This window comes from Anoxybacteroides rupiense (assembly GCF_014196195.1).
GTDB lineage: Bacteria > Bacillota > Bacilli > Bacillales > Anoxybacillaceae > Anoxybacteroides > Anoxybacteroides rupiense.
Genome location: NZ_JACIDF010000002.1, coordinates 391,126 through 410,252, shown reverse-complemented (window position 1 = coordinate 410,252; position 19,127 = coordinate 391,126). Strand labels below are relative to the sequence as shown.

The 19,127-nt window shown below is 42.7% G+C and carries 16 protein-coding genes; 11 read left to right on the top strand and 5 right to left on the bottom strand.

Annotated elements, in window-relative coordinates; translation table 11 throughout:
• The first annotated feature begins 161 nt into the window (after positions 1 to 161).
• Genes GGQ95_RS05630 through zur form a run of 3 tightly spaced genes read left to right on the top strand, consistent with a single transcriptional unit; the run spans position 162 to position 2,201 of the window.
• A complete protein-coding gene (locus GGQ95_RS05630) occupies positions 162 to 920 on the top strand; it encodes a metal ABC transporter ATP-binding protein (protein WP_066145885.1) in 759 nt (252 codons plus the stop codon).
• 15 nt (positions 921 to 935) lie between these two features.
• Positions 936 to 1,769 carry a metal ABC transporter permease gene (locus GGQ95_RS05625; RefSeq protein WP_044744545.1) on the top strand — a complete coding sequence of 278 codons (834 nt, stop codon included), beginning with the start codon at positions 936 to 938 and terminating at the stop codon, positions 1,767 to 1,769.
• A gap of 6 nt (positions 1,770 to 1,775) precedes the next feature.
• Positions 1,776 to 2,201: a zinc uptake transcriptional repressor Zur gene (gene zur, locus GGQ95_RS05620; protein WP_066145882.1), complete on the top strand. Its 426-nt coding sequence runs from the start codon at positions 1,776 to 1,778 to the stop codon at positions 2,199 to 2,201.
• Here zur and GGQ95_RS05615 read toward each other — a convergent pair.
• Complete coding sequence (locus GGQ95_RS05615) at positions 2,196 to 2,783, bottom strand: hypothetical protein (RefSeq protein WP_066145877.1); 588 nt, start codon at positions 2,781 to 2,783, stop codon at positions 2,196 to 2,198. The genes zur and GGQ95_RS05615 overlap by 6 nt on opposite strands.
• 144 nt (positions 2,784 to 2,927) lie before the next feature.
• Between GGQ95_RS05615 and GGQ95_RS05610 the strand changes: the two genes are divergently transcribed.
• Entirely contained in the window at positions 2,928 to 3,281 is a 354-nt protein-coding gene (locus GGQ95_RS05610; RefSeq protein ID WP_044744543.1) for a hypothetical protein, read from the top strand.
• A 24-nt stretch (positions 3,282 to 3,305) separates the two neighbouring features.
• On the opposite strand, the gene ispG is transcribed toward GGQ95_RS05610, so the two are convergent.
• Positions 3,306 to 4,409, bottom strand: coding sequence for a flavodoxin-dependent (E)-4-hydroxy-3-methylbut-2-enyl-diphosphate synthase (gene ispG / locus GGQ95_RS05605; protein ID WP_066145873.1), 1,104 nt, complete (start codon positions 4,407 to 4,409; stop codon positions 3,306 to 3,308).
• Between the two features lie 93 nt (positions 4,410 to 4,502).
• A complete protein-coding gene (yqfZ, locus tag GGQ95_RS05600) occupies positions 4,503 to 4,826 on the bottom strand; it encodes a protein YqfZ (RefSeq protein WP_066145870.1) in 324 nt (107 codons plus the stop codon).
• 399 nt (positions 4,827 to 5,225) lie between these two features.
• On the opposite strand from yqfZ, the gene GGQ95_RS05595 reads away from it, so the two are divergent.
• The 4 genes from GGQ95_RS05595 to helD all read left to right on the top strand — a co-directional run bounded on the left by GGQ95_RS05595 (position 5,226) and on the right by helD (position 11,147).
• Positions 5,226 to 6,131, top strand: a complete 906-nt coding sequence (locus tag GGQ95_RS05595) for a phosphate ABC transporter substrate-binding protein PstS family protein (protein ID WP_183186467.1) — start codon at positions 5,226 to 5,228, stop codon at positions 6,129 to 6,131.
• A gap of 368 nt (positions 6,132 to 6,499) precedes the next feature.
• Positions 6,500 to 7,390, top strand: a complete 891-nt coding sequence (pstC, locus tag GGQ95_RS05590; RefSeq protein ID WP_066145867.1) for a phosphate ABC transporter permease subunit PstC — start codon at positions 6,500 to 6,502, stop codon at positions 7,388 to 7,390.
• Between the two features lies 1 nt (position 7,391).
• On the top strand, positions 7,392 to 8,309 hold the full coding sequence (gene pstA, locus GGQ95_RS05585) for a phosphate ABC transporter permease PstA (protein ID WP_044744538.1): 918 nt from the start codon (positions 7,392 to 7,394) through the stop codon (positions 8,307 to 8,309).
• Between the two features lie 471 nt (positions 8,310 to 8,780).
• On the top strand, positions 8,781 to 11,147 hold the full coding sequence (gene helD, locus GGQ95_RS05580) for an RNA polymerase recycling motor HelD (protein WP_183186466.1): 2,367 nt from the start codon (positions 8,781 to 8,783) through the stop codon (positions 11,145 to 11,147).
• A 203-nt stretch (positions 11,148 to 11,350) separates the two neighbouring features.
• On the opposite strand, the gene GGQ95_RS05575 is transcribed toward helD, so the two are convergent.
• A complete protein-coding gene (locus GGQ95_RS05575) occupies positions 11,351 to 12,127 on the bottom strand; it encodes a DUF1189 domain-containing protein (protein ID WP_044744536.1) in 777 nt (258 codons plus the stop codon).
• Positions 12,128 to 12,389: 262 nt separating this feature from the next.
• Entirely contained in the window at positions 12,390 to 14,168 is a 1,779-nt protein-coding gene (locus GGQ95_RS05570) for a methyl-accepting chemotaxis protein (RefSeq protein ID WP_139788125.1), read from the bottom strand.
• Positions 14,169 to 14,379: 211 nt separating this feature from the next.
• On the opposite strand from GGQ95_RS05570, the gene GGQ95_RS05565 reads away from it, so the two are divergent.
• From GGQ95_RS05565 to GGQ95_RS05555, 3 genes are all read left to right on the top strand, one after another.
• Positions 14,380 to 14,988 carry a superoxide dismutase gene (locus tag GGQ95_RS05565; RefSeq protein WP_044744535.1) on the top strand — a complete coding sequence of 203 codons (609 nt, stop codon included), beginning with the start codon at positions 14,380 to 14,382 and terminating at the stop codon, positions 14,986 to 14,988.
• A gap of 246 nt (positions 14,989 to 15,234) precedes the next feature.
• Positions 15,235 to 16,518, top strand: coding sequence for an MFS transporter (locus tag GGQ95_RS05560; protein WP_044744534.1), 1,284 nt, complete (start codon positions 15,235 to 15,237; stop codon positions 16,516 to 16,518).
• A 91-nt stretch (positions 16,519 to 16,609) separates the two neighbouring features.
• Entirely contained in the window at positions 16,610 to 18,739 is a 2,130-nt protein-coding gene (locus GGQ95_RS05555; RefSeq protein ID WP_044744533.1) for a peptidoglycan D,D-transpeptidase FtsI family protein, read from the top strand.
• The last annotated feature ends 388 nt before the right edge of the window (positions 18,740 to 19,127 follow it).

The window sequence follows — 19,127 nt, the reverse complement described above, 5'->3', positions numbered from 1 at the left end:
GCTATACTACATTCATAAATAAATCGTAATCATTCTTAATTTTTTATATTCATTCCTTTTTTGTATGAACGGATCAATAGATGATAGATCTTGTATCAAGCGGCGGGGGAAGGGCTTTCGCCTAACGAGCCGCACTTATTTCATCAGTAGGTGAGAAGAAAATGGCAGTGAAAACGGTATTAAGAGTGGAGAACGTGTCATTCCGCTATGAAAAAGAAAATGTGCTGGAGGACGTTACATTTGCTGTCCCGAGAGGAGCTTTTTTAGGGCTAGTTGGACCAAACGGCTCTGGCAAGTCAACGCTGCTAAAATGTATATTAGGATTGTTAAAACCTCAAAAAGGGAATATATTTTTATTTGATACACCGATTACGTCGTTTAAAGAATGGCATCGCGTTGGCTTTGTTTCACAAAAAGCGAACAGTTTTAACACAGGCTTTCCAGCTACTGTATACGAAGTAGTGGCAAGCGGGTTAACAGCTAAGCTTGGGTTATTCCGTTTTTTATCTCCTAAAGATAAACAAGCTGTTTTTGATGCGATTGACGCTGTCGGCATGAGCGAATTTTCTCGAAAAAACATTGGTGAGCTTTCGGGAGGCCAGCAACAGCGGGTGTTTATCGCACGGGCGATTGCAAGCAGACCCGAGCTGTTAATTTTAGATGAGCCGACTGTTGGAGTCGATGTCCATCATGTCCAAAATTTTTACAACATGCTAGAAGAGCTGAATAAAGGGCTTGGCATTACCTTTATATTAGTGACTCACGATGTCGGGACCATTACAGAAAAGGTGACGCATGTGGCGTGCTTAAACAAGCATCTCTATTTTCATGGGGGAGCCGGGGAATTTGCACAGCTTCAGAAAAGTGATTTGTCCCATTTTTACGGACACCATCTTCATGTGCTCTCTCATCAGCACTAGTGGAGGTACTTTGCAATGATCGGAGATATGTTTCATTATGAGTTTTTGCGCAATGCGTTTTTTGCAGGGATGTTAATTGGCTTTATTGCCCCGCTATTGGGCGTATTTATTGTTGTGCGCCGCTTGTCGCTGATTGCAGATGCCCTCAGCCATGTCACGCTTGCCGGCATCGCAGCCGGGCTGCTGCTGGAGAAAAAAATGGGGACATCGATAGGCTGGAATCCGCTTTACATGGGAATGGGCTTTTCTGTTGCTGGTTCGCTTTTGATTGAAAAATTACGCAGCGTATATAAGCACTATCAAGAGCTGGCGATTCCGATTATTTTATCAGGCGGAATCGGTCTAAGCGTTATTTTTATTTCGTTAGCTGATGGATTTAATACCGATTTGTTTACGTATTTGTTTGGCAGCGTAAGCGCTGTTAGTCGACAGGACGTCTGGATTATTTTAGGGATTGCCTTTGTTGTGATTGCCGTGATTTTTCTGCTCTATAAGGAATTATTTCTGCTTTCGTTTGATGAAGAATATGCGGTAGCATCAGGGATTCGCGCTAAGACGATTCATTTTATCTTTATTGTGCTTGTCGCATTAGTGATTGCGGCTTCAATGCGAATTGTGGGAATTTTGCTTGTATCGTCTCTAATGACGCTGCCAGTTGCTGCAAGCATTCGCATTGCTAAAGGATTTAAACAGACCCTGTTTTTTTCGGTATTATTTGGCGAATTAGCGGTAATTGTCGGATTAGTGGTATCGTATGAGATTGATTTGGCACCAGGTGGAACGATTGTGATGCTGGCCATCGTGATTTTGCTCATTTCTGTTTTTTGGAAAAAATGGAGAAGGAGATAAGGAAAAATGGATGTGGCGCAAGCGATTCAGTTAATGAAAAAAAGCGGGTTTAAGCATACGGGAAAACGGGAAGATATGCTTTACTTATTTGCCAAAACAGATAAGTATTTAACGGCCAAAAATGTATTGGATGCTTTAAAAGACGATTATCCTGGATTAAGCTTTGATACGATTTACCGCAATTTGTCCTTATTTGTGGAGCTTGGAATTTTAGAAATGACCGAGCTGTCTGGAGAAAAGCATTTTCGTTTTACTTGCAGCACCTCGCACCACCATCATCATTTTATTTGTATGGAGTGCGGAAAGACGAAAGAGATTGCGACTTGTCCGATGAATGAGCTAGCTGAGCATTTACAAGGGTATGAAGTATCTGGTCATAAATTCGAAATATATGGGAAATGTCCGGAATGTCAAGGGGACATCTCGTTATAACGAGATGTCCCCTTGAACGGCATGGAACCATTGTTCAAGCTGTTGTTTTGCCTCTATCCATGTATTGACGCGGATTACTTGCTTAGGCAAAGGTCCCTGGTTGTACGGAGTATCAAATAAAATTACAGGAATGCCGCATTGTTCTGCAATGTCACAAGCGTTATCATATTTATCCTCAAAAAAAGCAGCGATATCAAAGGCTTTCACTGCTGCAATTTTATCGTGAGAACCAACAAGCTCAATATGATGGTAATGAACGCCATTTTTTTTAAACCATTGCTCTGTAATATTATATAAATGCTTGCCGCGAGCGCTGATGTAGAAAAGCTCATATTCGTCCTTCCAGCTGTTGATCATCTCTAGAGCGTGCTGGGCGAGAGGGGCTTGCTCATAAATCGTGGCCTCATACTGCTCCATCCATTGATCCATTTCTTCTTCTGTGGTGCCATATAAAGGAGCTAAATTGTATTGGGTAATCTCAGCAAGTGTCAGCTCCTTTTGAAATGACTGATTTAAATAAGGAATAAATGTGCTTGGGCACGTAACTGTTCCGTCGATGTCAATCCCGAGTCGTTTTTTCATGGTCGCTTCTGCACTCCTTTCTTCATCTATATTGTAACATATTACGTGTATTTTTCCTCGCGATGAAAACATTCGCATCAATATTTTGAAGGTGTTGAATCATACTATAAATGCTCCTTGATTTAAGGAAAGCGAGGGAATAACATGGCCGATGATCGAAATCGCTCGTATGACAATGAGAGCTACGTGCGATCAATAAGAGAAACAGACAGTGAACCTGATTTTATGGAGGAAACATCGTCAGAAATCGCTGAACCGATTCGTCATTACGATCGAAGTGATGAAAGAGAAGGAGCAGGAGGCGCAGGATTTGGCTGGACAGCACTCGCCCTTTCGCTTCTTTCCCTGTTTATGATGCCGATTATTTTAGGAGCAGCAGGAATTATTGTCGGCTTTATTGCACGCCGACGCGGCGCAAGAACTTTAGGGGCTTGGGCGATCGGGATCGGCATTGTGTCGATAATCGTAAAACTGTTTATTTTGCCGTTTTATTACTGAATAAAAAGCTTGACGCATCATGCGTCAAGCTTTTTGTGATTGTTTTTGCTTGGCGAAATATTCCTCAGCCAGTTTATCCACTTCTTTTTTCAATTCGTCAACCATTGTTTCTTCTGGAACTTTCCTTACAATTTTTCCATGGCGGAAAAGAAGGCCTTCTCCCCGCGCGCCAGCAATGCCGATATCAGCTTCTCGTGCTTCGCCAGGACCGTTGACGGCGCAACCGAGCACTGCGACTTTAATAGGGGCTTTGATTTTGGCGATATAGTCCTCAATTTCATTGGCGATGCTAATTAAATCAATCTCAATACGGCCGCATGTAGGACAAGAAATCAGCGTAGCCGCGTTGGAGGCAAGGCCAAAGGTTTTTAATAGTTCTCTTGCAACCTTAACTTCTTCGACTGGATCGGCGCTGAGTGAAATACGGATCGTATTTCCGATGCCTTTGCTTAAAATGGCGCCAAGTCCAGCGGCGCTTTTAACGGTTCCTGCAAATAATGTTCCTGACTCGGTAATGCCAAGGTGAAGTGGATAATCAAATGAGCGTGCAGCTTTTTCATATGCTTCGATCGCGAGACGAACATCGGATGCTTTTAGCGAGACGATAATATCGTGAAAGTCCAGCTCCTCTAAAATTCGAATATGATGCAACGCACTTTCCACCATACCATCCGCTGTTGGGTATCCATATTTTTCTAATATCCGTTTTTCTAAGGAGCCGGCATTAACGCCAATTCGAATAGGAACTCCCCGTTCTTTTGCCGCTTTCACGACCGCTTCCACTTTCTCGCGGCGTCCAATGTTTCCTGGATTAATACGAATTTTGTCTGCTCCACCCTCAATGGCTTTTAGCGCCAGCTTATAATCGAAATGGATATCTACAACAAGAGGAATATTAATTCGTTTTTTTATTTCAGGGATAGCATTGGCTGCTCGTTCATCAGGGCAGGCTACGCGAACAATTTGGCATCCCGCTTCTTCCAGCCGTTTAATCTCAGCAACCGTTGCCTCCACATCATGCGTTTTTGTCGTTGTCATGCTTTGAATAACAACTTCATTGCTTCCACCGATCGTCAGGTTTCCGACGCGAACAGGCCGGGTTTTTGAACGATGAATTATTTCATTCACGAAACATTCGCTCCTTTTAAGAAACAAGTTCATGTCAACTTCTCAATTATTGTAACAGTGTTGGTCAACGGTTGACAAGAAATTCAGTTCTTTTTATTTATAGATGGGAAATTTATACGCTTTGCCAATTTGAATAGAGGTTGCTTTTATGCCCGGGTTGAGTGCTTCAAAATCTTCAATAAGCTCTTCAATCGAAACCGGCAGCGATTGGCCTTGTTCGCGTTCCATAATCGAAAGCAGAGTGTCTCCCGCTTGTACTTTGATGACCCGATAGCTGCTTGATGCAGCTGTTTCTGTTTTAGCAGAAGGTGCATGGGCCACTTTTTGTTCGGAAACGGGCAATGTTCCTTTTGTGACGTCATGATAAATAATATAAATCGCTAGACAAACGGCGCATACCTTCATTAATTTCCTCATCGCGGCTTTCTGTCCTCCTAATGATGATCACAACCAAAAGCACAAGTGAATCTTCTTTAGATGAATGGCTCCTTCTCCGTTTCTCTTCCTATTTCTTCCATCAACGAACAAATTGCCGTTATTAACTATGTATGCTTGTCCTTTATAAATATGCCTCTTTTCGATTAAAAAGCCCATAGCCAACGATTCAGAGCGAAGTCTTCCATGTAGGTAGGAGAGACTCGTAAAGAGCAAGTTGAAAGATTGTTTCAGATTTTGTTTTATTTTCTGTCCGTTCTAGAGTTTTGTAAAAAAAGGAAATCATCTTTACTGAAACTTAACATTTCATTAATAAAAGCCTAAAACTTGTTCGATACAATGGCTTTGTAAATCAGATACAGAAAAAATATGGAGGGTAAAATGATGCTGAAAAGAAATCTAAAGCTAGCGATGGCAGCACTATTCATCACGGGGGCACTTACTGGATGTGGGAATTCTGATAACAACGATCAAACATCAGGAGCAACGAACGATCAAGGCAACGAAGGAAACACATCTTATTCCGGAACGGTGACATTAGCCGGTTCTACAGCGCTTCAGCCGCTTGCTGAAGAAGCAGCAACTGAGTTCATGCAAAAATATCCAGATGTTTCGATTACCGTGCAAGGTGGAGGAAGCGGTACGGGTGTCAACCAAGTAGCAGCTGGTGCTGTTCAAATCGGTAACTCAGATGTTCCATCAGCAGAAAAAATTGAAGACCAATCAAAAGCAGGAGAATTAATTGACACTAAAGTAGCAGGCATTGCCTTTTCTTTAGTTGTAAATAAAGATGTAAAGGTCGAATCATTAACTGTTCAGCAAATTCAAGATATTTTTTCTGGTAAGGTGAAAAATTGGAAAGAAGTTGGTGGAAACGACGAGAAAATCAATGTCATTAACCGCCCGGCTTCTTCAGGAACACGCGCAACATTTGAAAAAACGATCATGAAAGACGTGGCCATTGATGAAAGCATTGGAACCGTTCAGGATTCTAATGGCGCAGTAGAGCAAGCGATTCAAACGACGCCAGGATCCGTTAGTTATGTAGCCATGTCGTACCTTGTAGGAGATAAAGCGAACGCTTTAACAACGCTAAAAATTGATGGTGCTGAACCAACGATTGAAAATATTAAAGCGCAAAAATATCCGTTCTGGTCTTATGAGTACATGGTCACAAAAGGGGAACCGAAAGACGCTGTAAAAGGATTTATCGACTTTATTAAAGGTGAAGAGTTTGCGGCAAAGGTAAAAGAAATGGGATATATTCCGATGTCGGAATTAGAATAATGTGATCATTCGTGGTGTTATATAGATTACGATGAATCCATATTGATCACCAAATGAATCAAGTTTCATCCGGTTTCGATGAACGGGCGACCGAACCCATCGCTTATCGATCCATGAATGGATCGATAAGCGACTGGTTGTTTGGCGCTCCGTCACGCTTTGGCATGACCGAGGAAGCCATCGGCTTGTCTCTGAGCATTGATCAGGGTTTTTTACAGATATCAATCGTTCCATCTGTCCGTTGTATGAATACAGTACAAAGAGAACAACGTGAATCGATTATTTGGCACCATGAGTTGAGATCGATTGGGCTGGCTGTCCTTAAGTCAGTCCTATTCGTTTGAATGAATAGGGAAGGTGAAGATCTGGTGAAGGGGAAAAAACCAATTAATTATTGGAAAAGCGAGTATATTGGTAGATCATTAGTGACGGTGTGCGGATTTTTTATTGTGCTTGTGACTCTTGCCATTATCATCTTTATTTGCAGCAAAGGAATTCAGTCCTTTACACAAAGCCATATTCCACTTGGAGAAATGCTCTTTTCGAAACAATGGGCTCCAAACCAATCAGAACCTAAATATGGCGCCGTCATTTTCATTGTTGGCTCAACCCTTGTATCGGTTGGCGCTGTTGTTCTAAGCACACCGATCGCTCTTGCTTTAGCTGTATTTATTAACTATATTTCTCCTTGGTTCGGTACAAGGGTATTAAAGCCGGTGTTAGAGCTGCTTGTAGGGATTCCCTCAGTCGTTTACGGATTTTTAGGAGTAACGATTCTTGTACCGTTGTTTCGCGAGTGGTGGGGAGGAGTTGGATTCAGCTTAATAGCAGGTATGATCGTTTTAAGTATTATGATTTTACCAACCATCGCAAGCATCGCTTCCGATGCGATCGGCGCGGTTCCTCGTGCTTATTTAGAAGCATCGTACGGATTAGGTTCGACACGCTGGCAGGCGATTAGCCGCGTCATTGTTCCAGCAGCGCGCAAAGGAATTTTGACAGGAATTGTACTAGGTTTAGCCCGTGCTTTTGGTGAGGCGTTGGCTGTTCAAATGGTGATCGGAAACACCGTGAAGCTGCCTTCTGGATTGTATAGTCCAACTGCGACATTAACAGGTATTTTGACAATGGATATGTCCAACACGTTAAATGGAACAGCCTGGAATAATGCACTGTGGACATTAGCCATGATTTTGCTGCTGATTTCTTTCTTGTTCATTTTATTGATTCGAGCAATTGGACAAAGAGGTGAAAAATAACATGAAGGCGAGAACGGTTGACACCATTTGGACAGGGGTTTTATACGTGCTTTCGTTTATGGTTGTTGGATTGTTAGGTTATTTTGTCATCACCATTCTCATCAAAGGATGGGGATTTTGGGATCTAGATTTCCTTTCCGGTCTCCCGAGCAATACAAAAGAAGGGGGAGGCATAGGTCCTCAATTATTTAATTCGCTGTACATGCTTGTGTTGACATTGCTCATTTCTGTGCCGCTTGGATTGGGAGCTGGCATTTACTTAGCGGAATATGCAAAGCAAGGGAGGCTGTTAAGCTTTATTCGCTTATGCATTGAAACAATGGCTTCTCTCCCTTCGATTGTTGTCGGTTTGTTCGGGCTTTTAGTATTTGTGACATTGACTGGCTGGGGGTATACGTTAATCGGCGGCGCTTTAGCGATTACGATTTTAAACCTTCCAGGATTAACGAGAGTATGCGAAACAGCGATTTTAGATGTTCCACACAGTGTAAAGGAAGCTAGCCTTGGGCTAGGAGCGACGAAATGGCAGACATTAGTCAAAGTGACGATTCCGGCAGCGCTTCCGCAAATTATTACGGGAGTGATTTTAGCAGCAGGAAGAATTTTTGGTGAAGCGGCAGCTCTTATTTATACGGCAGGATTAACCACTCCATTGCTGAACGCTTCAGCTGATCTGTCAAGTAAGATGCATCCGCTAAATATTTTTCGTCCTGCTGAAACATTGACTGTTCACATTTGGAAATTAAATTCGGAAGGAATTGTTCCTGACGCCAAGCTCATTGCAGCGAAATCAGCTGCCGTTTTAATGATTATGGTTCTGCTATTTAATATTGGAGCTCGTTTTGTCTCCGTGCTATTGCAGCGCTATTTCACTGGAAATAAACGCACGAATAAGCGAAAAATGAAAATAGCGTCTTAGAAAATACGAACTTTTCTCGAGATCATTCCCTTCTAGTAGACAGAAAAAGTCCCATGAGTCTGTCTATTAATGGAGGGAATTTTTTATGGAAACGATGTGTCAAAAGCATTGAAAATGGTTAACGACAATGAGGATATTTGGCGGGAATAGAAGAACTAGAAATAGCTTGGGAAATTTCGTTCATCTAAAAATAAGAAAAGAGGAGAGGGAATAAAAAACGATAATAAAGTTACAACATGAGGCTCAACTATATGATGTGCTCTCCGCTGAAAAATGATCACATATTTGGATATTTTTTGTGATCTCTTTATAGAGCACTAAATGCATTGATAAACGAAAGAAAATATGATAAATTAATATAGAAACACACTTTTTTATTATTTTTTACAATAATATCCCTATTATAATTTTATAACAAAAAACTCCCTTAGTCAACCCCTGTTTTCATTATTTTTTAAAGGAGTGCTTGGTATGAATACAGAACTTCAGCAGGAGCAAAAACGATTGGACAGCGTGATGGAGACAATTGCGGAGCAAATCGTCACGCTGGAAAATGAAACATTCCGTCGTCGTGAAGAAGTGATTGAGTTCCGCAAACATTTTTGGGATGATGTCAAGGTGAATACCGATACGTTCGATGATTTCCTTGAAACCATCATTGCCTTAAGACAACAGGCGCAGAATCTGTCTGTGAGCCAAAGCACTCACAGACAGGCGTTCAAGAGATTGATCGCGCTGCGCCGCATGCAGGAGGTGCCTTATTTCGGTCGAATCGATTTCGCTGAAGAAGGAACTTCTGCTGCTGAACGAATTTATATTGGCATCTCTACGCTCATAGATACAAGTGGAGAGAATATTCTCATCTACGACTGGAGGGCGCCGATCTCGAGTATCTACTACGATTATCCGCCCGGTCCAGCTGAATACACGACACCTGAAGGTAAAGTCCGTGGCATGCTGGAGAAAAAGTGGCAATATCTCATTCGTGGCGGTGTGATCCAATCGATGTTTGATACGAGCCTCACGATTGGGGATGAGATTTTACAGCAGGTGCTTGGCAAAGTGACAGATAAACATATGCATAACATCGTGGCCACTATTCAAAAGGAACAAAACCGAATCATTCGGCATGACCGCGGGAGATTGCTCATTGTGCAAGGTCCCGCTGGCAGCGGCAAGACATCAGCTGCCCTTCAGCGAATCGCTTACTTGCTCTACAAATATCGGGATAAGTTAAAAGCCGACCAAATCATTTTATTTTCCCCTAATTTAATGTTTAGTAGCTATGTAGCCAATGTGTTGCCTGAACTTGGCGAAGAGAATATGCATCAGGTTACATTTCAGGAATACTTAGATCATCGGCTGAGTCATGAATTTCAAGTCGAGGACCCATACGGACAGTTGGAGTATGTGTTAACGGCAACGGATGATCCTTCATACCGGACTAGGGCTGCAAGCATCCGCTTCAAGGCCTCGGCCCGTTTTTTTGAAACGATCAAGGCCTACCGGCAGTCGCTTGAATTATCCGGCATGCTCTTTAAAGATATTCGGTTTAGAGGGAAAGCCATTGTCACCGCCCAACAAATTGCCGAAAGATTTTATAGCAGCGACACTTCGCTCCGTTTTCACAATAGAATCGAAAAGTTGGTCGCTTGGCTAAACAAGCAAATCGATAAAGCTGAGAAGCTTGAACGGACTAAGCCATGGGTGCAGGAAGAAATCGAATTGCTTAGCAACGAGGATTACCATAAAGCTCATACTCTCTTACGAAAAAAGCACGGCTTTAAAGGAGAAGAGTTGGCCAATTATGAAATGGAAGTCGAAGCGCTAGGTCAATTGATCGTTCACAAGAAGCTTAAGCCGTTACGCAAGCGAATCCGGGCGCTTCGCTTTATCGACATAAAAGGGTTATATAAGCAACTTTTCATCGATCCAGCGAGAATCAAGCAGTGGATGGAGGGGGAAACGCCAGAGGAATGGGAGAATATGTGCCGATTGACGGTGAGCATGCTTGACGAAGGCAAATTGTTTTACGAAGATGCGACGCCGTTTTTATTTTTGAAAGAGCTGATTCAAGGATTTCAAACGAATATCTCGATTAAACACCTACTTATTGACGAAGCGCAGGATTACTCTCCTTTTCAATTTGAGTTTTTGAAATGCTTGTTTCCAGCAGCCAGGATGACCGTGCTCGGCGACTTTAACCAGGCAATTTTCGCCCATGCCAGCGAAACTGTCGACTTTTCCACGCTTACCAGCTTATACGGGCCAGATGAAACAGATGGGATCACTTTGGCGCGCAGTTACAGAGCCACAAGACCGCTCGTCGAATTTACGCGCGGACTCGTGTCTGATGGCGGACGAATTGTTGCTTTTGAACGCGACGGAGATAAGCCGGTATTGACGCAATTGTCCAATCATGCCGAATTGCATCGCTCGATTGCTTCTAAAGTCGCGGACTTGCGGAAACGGGGATACAATACGATCGCGATCATATGCAAATCCGCCGCGGAAAGCAATGCCGCATATAACGCATTGAAAAGTGTGGAAGAAATAAAACTTGTAAAGCGCAGCTCGACTGAATATGAACAAGGTGTTGTGGTCATACCAGCGTATTTGGCCAAGGGAATCGAATTTGATGCCGTCATCATTTATAACGCATCGGCCGAAGTATATGGAGATGAGAGCCTGCGCCGATTGTTCTACACTGCCTGTACCCGGGCTATGCATGACTTGCAGCTTTATAGTGTGGGTGAACCGAGCCCTTTTTTGCGCCACATTAAGCAGGGGAGCTTGCTGCTAACCCCGAGTTCGCACGGGATAAATATACGGCTTTAACATCATCGACCGAGGAGTCTCCCGCCTCTTAACGGAGGGGAGATGGGGGAGGTTCATTCAGGTGTTTTATACTCAATCGAATCATCGAAATCGAAAATGAAACAGCTTGAGTCCTTATGAATACAGGGACTCAGGCTGCTTCATATGCGCTTTTTCCCTGCCTGCTTGATAGGGAGCGCTTCGTATATTGAGGTAAACCTAGTTTAGTCATGAGCTTTAGGAGAAGGAATTTCCCTAATGGCTAAAAATAATACGGTAATGGATACGAACCAATGGAGAAATGGTGCATATGGAACCGCTGTGTGCATCATTTCCATAATGGCAAAAAAGATGGTGGATAAAGTTATGGAATACGCAGACATCACCCATGTGTGACGATACGAGATCTTTTTATCAAGCGTGCCTTTTAAAATAAGTCCGATAAAGGCAAGAACACATACACCGATGAACTTGCTCGCACTTGTAAAAATATAAAGGAACAAAAACGCCAGCGGAATCAGTACAGGAAGCAATGATTGAACCGTTTGAATAAATGAGTGTACATCCTGATCTGTCAGCTTGGTATCTTGAGGAAACATGGAATAGTTATAAGATTGTAATTGACTATTTGTCACAAGCACGGCTTCATGCTTTAAAAGTCCAATCGCTGTTCCTAGGCGCTCCACTTCTTCTTTTGTCATTTTTCCCGTGCTGTCAAACACAATGGTTAAACCTTGTTCATTCATGACGATCGGCTCGCTGGCTGACGAATGTAGGGAACCATTTTCGATGGTAAAAGACGGAATGTCGTTTTGTAGCAAACCGCCAGTGTAACGCGTGCCTTCAATAAAGCTTGTTGTAAAATAATAAGTAGTAGGTAGTGATGTAATCAATGACAAGAGGAAGATATATAAAATGGATCTTCCAATTTTTTGAAAACGAAATCGAGCGATATCTTTTGGCGAATACAAACTTTTCCATAGCTGCATGAATAGATTCATCCGTTACACATCCTTCCCTTGCTTCCATGCTCATTGTATATTGTTCAGCCAGAGAATTCAACTAGTGCTGTAAAATGAAAAGAATCCCTTATGTGCTAAAAAGGGATTCTTTTACTTGATGAGTCAATAAGTGCGATATAAAGACCATCTATTTCATCGGTTGTTTAGCGCAACTGGACATGTGGGTGGCCTAGCAAACATGTACACAATTTGCTTTTCACCACTATCATGTGACGACACACTTGCAAATGAAAAAAGCTTGTTAATTTTTATCCCTAGCAGATACTTTAAACGTTTGAACGACTTGTTGCAGCTGTTTGACGAGATCATTTAACGAGCTAGAGGCATGCGAAACCTCGTCAACGGAAGCGCTTTGCTCCTGAACAATCGCAGCTGCATGCTCCATATTGGCCGCAATTTGTTGCGAAATAGAAGATACCTCTTCCATAGTCATGGACATTTGTTTTGTTTGCGAGCAGACATGATGGATCATCGCCGCTACTTCCTTTGATTCTCTCGACACATTTTCTACAGCATGAGCGATGTCTTTAAATGATGTATCGGTTTGATAAACGATTTCGATTCCTTCCTTGATCACTTCCGATCCTCGCGCCATGGAGTGAACGGTTTGGTTGACGCCATGCTGAATTTCTTCAATAATTTCCCGTATCTGCCTTGCCGCTTCACCACTTTGGGAAGCAAGGTTTCGAATCTCATGAGCGACAACGGAAAATCCTTTTCCATGCTCTCCTGCTCGTGCTGCTTCAATGGCTGCGTTTAAAGAAAGGAGATTCGTTTGATTGGCAATTTGGCTAATTAGATGGACGATCTGATCAATTCGTTTCGACTTTTCCCCCAGTATGTATACGGCATCAGCGGTTTCGCCAACGGTTTTTTGGATTAAACGCATTTGTTGAACAGCATGATCCACTAAGCGGTTTCCTGCATGGGCTTTATGTGTCGCTTCATTTGTCGACGCTTCAACGTCTTCCATGGAATGAAACGCTTGCTCCATTCCTTCGGCTATTTCATGAAAAAACTGTGTCGTTTCGATGGTGGAATGGGCTTGTTTTTCTGCGCCGCTAGCGATTTCTCCAAGCGCGCTTGAAATTTGTCCAAATGCGAGCCGCGATTCGTATGCAGCATGCTTTAATGTTTCAGACGAGTGAGAGACATGCTTAGAGCTTGTATCTAGATGCGCAATCAATGCGGTTAAGCTGTCGGCCATTTGATTAAAACCGGCTGCAAGTGCATGGATATCCTTACTCGCATGCCTTAATTGCAGACGTGTTTGCAGATTTCCTTTTCCCACTTGCTCCATAGCATGCTTTAATAAGGTGATCGGTTTAACCATCTTGCGTACGATCAGCCAGCCGATTAAGCTTGCAAGCAGGGCAATCAGCAATGAAATCACGATGCTTGTTTTTTGATAAGCAAAAACAGGCTGCAAATAATCCTGATCATTCAACGCTAATACATAGATATCACCGTTTAAGTCAACAGAAGAGGCGTAAGAGAGTGTCAGCCCTTGAATATGGAGAATTCCTTGTTTTTTTTCATATATGCTCCGAATCGATGACGGAGAAAGCGCGGGCAAGGAGCTATGAAACCCCGCCAATTTTTCTAACTTTCCCTCTTTTGTGATCACAAATTGCATGGGATTTGCTTGAAGAGATTGGAACTTATGTTTAGTTAATGTAAGTATGTATGATAGCTTTTTTTGAAAGTCTTCATTTGTGACAGTAGATTTTAGCATCGAAATTTTTTCGATCGTCACTTCTGTTGCCAGCTGCATTTGTTGTTCGACGGCTTGAGTAGTGATTTGTTTGTTTTTTTGATAGCTTGTATAAGCGATCAACATGGACGCAAGGCAGCTGGTTAGAATAATCAGCATCGTTAACATCGTTTGCAAACTCCATTTGCGAGAAAAGGAAAGACGAAAAAAAGGGAGAGAACGCATAGACTTCCCTTTTTGCTTTGTTGCATCTAGCAAAGAAGATAAGCGTGATAAAATTGCCCGTGCTTGCTTTGATTTGCTCATCATTTGCACTCCTCATTTCTGATACCATTTATGCCAAAATCCTACTTTCAATGTATTGAATGAAGTTTAAGCTTTTATTAAGAAAATGTATAAAAATTGTTAAGCTTATCAAACAAGCAAATAAATTGAAACATTGTGGCAATTTTGGTAAGCTAATTTTGAATGGACGAGGCTCTCGTTCAGTACATATGACAACAAAGGAGGAATTAAAATGGCTTTTGAATTACCTCAATTACCTTATGCTTATGACGCGCTTGAACCGCATATTGACAAGGAGACAATGAACATTCACCACACTAAACACCATAACACATATGTTACAAACCTAAATGCAGCGTTAGAAGGTCATGCAGATCTGCAAGGAAAAACGCTTGAGGAATTGCTTAGCAATTTAGAAGCGCTTCCAGAGAGCATTCGTACAGCTGTTCGCAATAATGGTGGTGGACATGCCAACCATAGCCTTTTCTGGACGATTCTTTCGCCAAATGGCGGCGGTGAGCCAACTGGTGAATTAGCGGATGCGATCAACAAAAAATTCGGCAGCTTTGCTGCGTTTAAAGAAGAATTTACAAAAGCCGCAACAACTCGCTTCGGTTCTGGATGGGCTTGGCTCGTTGTGAATAATGGCGAGCTTGAAGTGACAAGCACGCCAAACCAAGACAATCCGATTATGGAAGGAAAAACGCCAATTCTTGGCTTGGATGTTTGGGAGCATGCATACTACTTAAAATATCAAAACCGTCGTCCAGAATACATTTCTGCATTTTGGAATGTCGTAAATTGGGACGAGGTTACTAAACGTTATCAAGCTGCAAAATAAGAAATGAATGGAAAGGGACGGCCCCAATCAATCGCCGTCTCAAACAGGAGCCAAAGTCAATTTTGACTTTGGCTCCATTATTTTTAGCCGCCATTTGTTTCGGTTTTTTCTGTCTCAGACCGCTTTTTTAATATGGATGGACAGTCTAGGATGGCTTTGGATTCAGGGGCGTCTTTTTTATGTGCGGTGCATAGAACAGGCAGGAGATTGCCAAACTATCCTTTAAGATGAAAAGGGGAGTTAACCATGACTATGCTAAAAAAAATATTCGGCCATGAGCATATCAATCGCGATCTCATCTTGTTGCTATGCATCGGTGGCTTTTATTCATTAAGCATTGCACTTTCCAACACCTTTGTGAATGTATATTTATGGAAACAATCGGGAGAATTTCGGGATTTGGCGCTGTATAATTTGGCGATTGTAGTATTGCAGCCTTTGACGTTTGTTTTTGCCGGAAGACTTGCGAAAAAAGTCGATCGCATTATTGTTTTGCGTTTAGGCGTGTCATTTTTAGCGGCTTTTTTTATGAGTGTATTGCTTGTTGGACAGCGCGCCGATGATTATTTATTATTGCTTGGTTCGTTGCTTGGGATCGGCTATGGTTTTTATTGGCTGGCGTTTAATGTATTGACATTTGAAATCACAGAACCGAATACACGGGATTTTTTTAATGGCTTTCTAGGCATTTTAACGTCGGCCGCCGGGATGATCGGCCCTATCGCTGCAGGATATATCATTTCCATGCTTGTTAAGAAAGGATATACGCTCATTTTTTCCATCTCATTAGGGATGTTTTTAATTGCTGTAGTCCTCAGCTTTTTCCTTAAGAGGAGGCAGGCAGAAGGAAAATACGCTTTGCTGCGCATTATCAAAGAGAGGCAGAATAATAAAGAGTGGCGGTTGATTACAAACGCTCATTTTTTTCAAGGATTAAGAGAAGGGATTTTTGTTTTTATTATTTCTGTCTTTGTGTATGTTGCCACCGATAGCGAATGGGCGCTTGGAAAATTTGGTTTTGTGAATTCGCTGACATCCTTTGTGGCGTACTATGTTGCCTCTAGACTGATTAAGCCATCTTATCGAAAACTGGCGATTTTATGCGGCGGTTTATTGCTGTACGCGGCGATTTTCTTAATTGTTTTCGATCCCTCCTATATGCGTTTGATGCTGTATGCTGTTGCGATTGCGATCGCTTATCCGATCCTGCTCGTGCCGTATTCATCGTTGACATTTGATGTGATTGGCAAGAGCTGGGGATCAGCGGATCGAAGAATTGAATATATCGTCGTTCGCGAGCTGTTTTTAAATGCTGGACGCATTGTCTCCATTCTCGCCTTTTTATTCACCATTACCTTTTTCAACGAAAAAAGCGGCATTTCTGTACTGATGATGGTGCTAGGAGCGGGGCACACGATGATTTATTGGTTTATCCGCCCGATCGAGGTTTCAAGAAAACAGCAGCGGGAAGGGGATGAAGCTGTTCTCCGCCGCACTTTTACGAACAAAGAAGGAGGCTCTCCTGCATAGGGCCTCTTTCTTTATGACGATTTTCTAGAAAAATGCCGCCGTTTCTTTTACAATAAGAAATGGAATCGTTAAAAAGCAGGAGGGTGTCATTTTGAAAAAAAAGAAAAGGGCGCAAGTACCATTTCGGTTAAATATATTATTTTTTCTCGTGTTTATGCTGTTTTCAGCCCTGATTTTACGGCTTGGGGTTGTACAAATCGTGTATGGCGAGCAATATCGAAAAGAAGTCGAACGGACGGAAAATGTGACAGTGAGCACACCGGTGCCGCGCGGCAAAATTTATGATCGCTATCATCGTGTGATTGTTGATAACATCCCGCTGAATGCAATTACGTATACTCGTACGAAAACGACGACTCCAGAAGATACGCTAAAAATTGCCCAGCGATTGGCTCAATACATTGATAAGCCTGTAGATAAAGTAACCGAACGCGATATGAAGGATTATTGGATTTTAACAAGAGAAGAAAAGGCGGCTAAAAAGGTCAGCGAAGCAGAAAAAAAAGCGCTGCAAAAAAAGGGGCTATCTGATAAAGAGCTGGACAAGAAGGTGTATGAATTAACACTTGAACGAATTACAGCTGATGATCTAAAAGAAATCAAGCCTGAAGAAATGAAAGTGCTCGCTATTAAGCGATCGCTTGATAGCGGCTATGCGCTAACGCCGCAAATTGTGAAAAATAAAAATGTAACAAATGAAGAATACGCGGTGGTCAGCGAACATTTAGAAGAGCTGCCAGGAGTGAATACGACAACAGATTGGGAGCGCCATTATGTATATGGCAACACGTTCCGCTCTGTACTGGGCAGCGTCACAAGCGATGAGGACGGTGTTCCGCTGGAGAAGCTCGACTACTTTTTGGCGCGCGATTACAGCCGCAACGACCGCGTGGGTAAAAGCTATTTAGAGGCGCAATATGAAGATGTGCTTCACGGCAAAAAAGCGAAAATAAAAAATATAACCGATAAATCAGGAAATGTCATTGAGACGCAACAAGTGTATGAAGGAGAACGGGGCAAGGATCTCGTGCTCACCATTGATATGGAACTGCAGCAGCGCGTCGAGCAGATTATTCAAGAAGAGCTGCTTGCTACGAAACGGAAAGGGCATGCGCCGTTATTGGACAGGGCTTTTGTCGTGATGATGAACCCGAAAACAGGGGAAGTGCTGTCAATGGCGGGAAAAAGATTAGTCAAAACGGACAGCGGCAAAACGGAAATACAGGATTATGCCCTTGGAACGATTACGTCTGCTTATGCAATGGGGTCGGCTGTTAAGGGAGCCACTGTATTAACCGGCTTTCAAACAGGTGTGCTTCATAATAATACGTACTTGGTCGACGAACCGTTATACATTAAAGGAACAAAGCCGAAAAAATCGTGGAAGACGATGGGAAGCATCAATGAATTAACGGCGCTTAAACAATCGTCGAACGTGTATATGTTTAAAACCGCGATCGCAATCGGTCGCGGCACTTATCGTCCGCATGGTCCGCTCAGCATCGATCCGGATGCTTTTACGACGATCCGGCGTTATTTTAGCCAATTTGGCCTCGGCGTCAAAACCGGCATCGATCTGCCGAATGAAATTACCGGGTTTCAAGGATCAAGCAAAATGCCGGGGCTGCTTCTTGACTTAGCGATCGGCCAGTACGATATGTATACGCCGATGCAAATGGCGCAATATGTTTCAACGATTGCCAATGGCGGCTATCGTATGAAGCCGCAAATTGTCAAAGAAATCCGCGAGCCGAATAACGATGACAAAGAGCTAGGGCCGGTGATCCGCGATTTTCAGCCGACGGTGCTGAACCGGGTCGATATGAAGACAGCCTATATCGACCGGGTGAAGGAAGGCTTTCGCCGCGTTATGCAAGAGCCGGGGGGAACAGCATATGCGTATTTCGCCGACGCTCCATACAAGCCGGCCGGAAAGACAGGAACAGCGGAAGCATTTTATGACGGTCCGATTCAAAGCAAAAAAAATGATCCAACCTATAATTTAACATTAGTCGGTTATGCTCCTTACAATGCCCCTGAAGTGTCGTTTGCCGTTGTCGTGCCATGGGCGACACAAGGAGACAGTGACGGCATTAATAACCGAATCGGCCGCCGAATTTTAGATGCGTACTTTGAATTGAAAAAGGAACGGCCGCAGCAAGGGACACAGCAAACGCAACAAGACGAAACGCAGACAGATTCGCAAGCAACCAATCAATAAGAGTCACTGCGTTCATTGATGAGAAAATGATGTCATTCGACATGTTACATTTACGTAGGGATGAGGCTAAACAACGTTATTTCGCCGACCATTCAATGAATGTAAAATGACGGTGCTGGGCGTTTTCCGTCAAAAGCACAGATGTAAAGGCAAACACCAGCTGAAAAGCTAGAACCATTTTGAAGAGGCACTCATTATTGAGTGCCTTTTTGCTTTACAAAAGCTTAACAATCTCTTAAAACCAAGTTAAAAGTCTTATAGTACTCTTTAGGTGTTACAAAAAGCGAAATCACGTGTTTTGACGAAGAAAAATCGCTGTTCTATGCTTATGATCAATAGGATGATAATAAATGAAAGACAATATCGATGAATATCGTTGGCTTCTGAT

Excerpts from the sequence above, each read along its gene's own strand:
- GGQ95_RS05630 (WP_066145885.1), top strand. The coding sequence starts at position 162 with ATGGCAGTGAAAACGGTATTAAGAGTGGAGAACGTGTCATTCCGCTAT.
- GGQ95_RS05625 (WP_044744545.1), top strand. The coding sequence starts at position 936 with ATGATCGGAGATATGTTTCATTATGAGTTTTTGCGCAATGCGTTTTTT.
- zur (WP_066145882.1), top strand. The coding sequence starts at position 1,776 with ATGGATGTGGCGCAAGCGATTCAGTTAATGAAAAAAAGCGGGTTTAAG.
- GGQ95_RS05615 (WP_066145877.1), bottom strand. The coding sequence starts at position 2,783 with ATGAAAAAACGACTCGGGATTGACATCGACGGAACAGTTACGTGCCCA.
- GGQ95_RS05610 (WP_044744543.1), top strand. The coding sequence starts at position 2,928 with ATGGCCGATGATCGAAATCGCTCGTATGACAATGAGAGCTACGTGCGA.
- yqfZ (WP_066145870.1), bottom strand. The coding sequence starts at position 4,826 with ATGAGGAAATTAATGAAGGTATGCGCCGTTTGTCTAGCGATTTATATT.
- GGQ95_RS05595 (WP_183186467.1), top strand. The coding sequence starts at position 5,226 with ATGATGCTGAAAAGAAATCTAAAGCTAGCGATGGCAGCACTATTCATC.
- pstA (WP_044744538.1), top strand. The coding sequence starts at position 7,392 with ATGAAGGCGAGAACGGTTGACACCATTTGGACAGGGGTTTTATACGTG.
- helD (WP_183186466.1), top strand. The coding sequence starts at position 8,781 with ATGAATACAGAACTTCAGCAGGAGCAAAAACGATTGGACAGCGTGATG.
- GGQ95_RS05575 (WP_044744536.1), bottom strand. The coding sequence starts at position 12,127 with ATGAATCTATTCATGCAGCTATGGAAAAGTTTGTATTCGCCAAAAGAT.
- GGQ95_RS05570 (WP_139788125.1), bottom strand. The coding sequence starts at position 14,168 with ATGAGCAAATCAAAGCAAGCACGGGCAATTTTATCACGCTTATCTTCT.
- GGQ95_RS05565 (WP_044744535.1), top strand. The coding sequence starts at position 14,380 with ATGGCTTTTGAATTACCTCAATTACCTTATGCTTATGACGCGCTTGAA.
- GGQ95_RS05560 (WP_044744534.1), top strand. The coding sequence starts at position 15,235 with ATGACTATGCTAAAAAAAATATTCGGCCATGAGCATATCAATCGCGAT.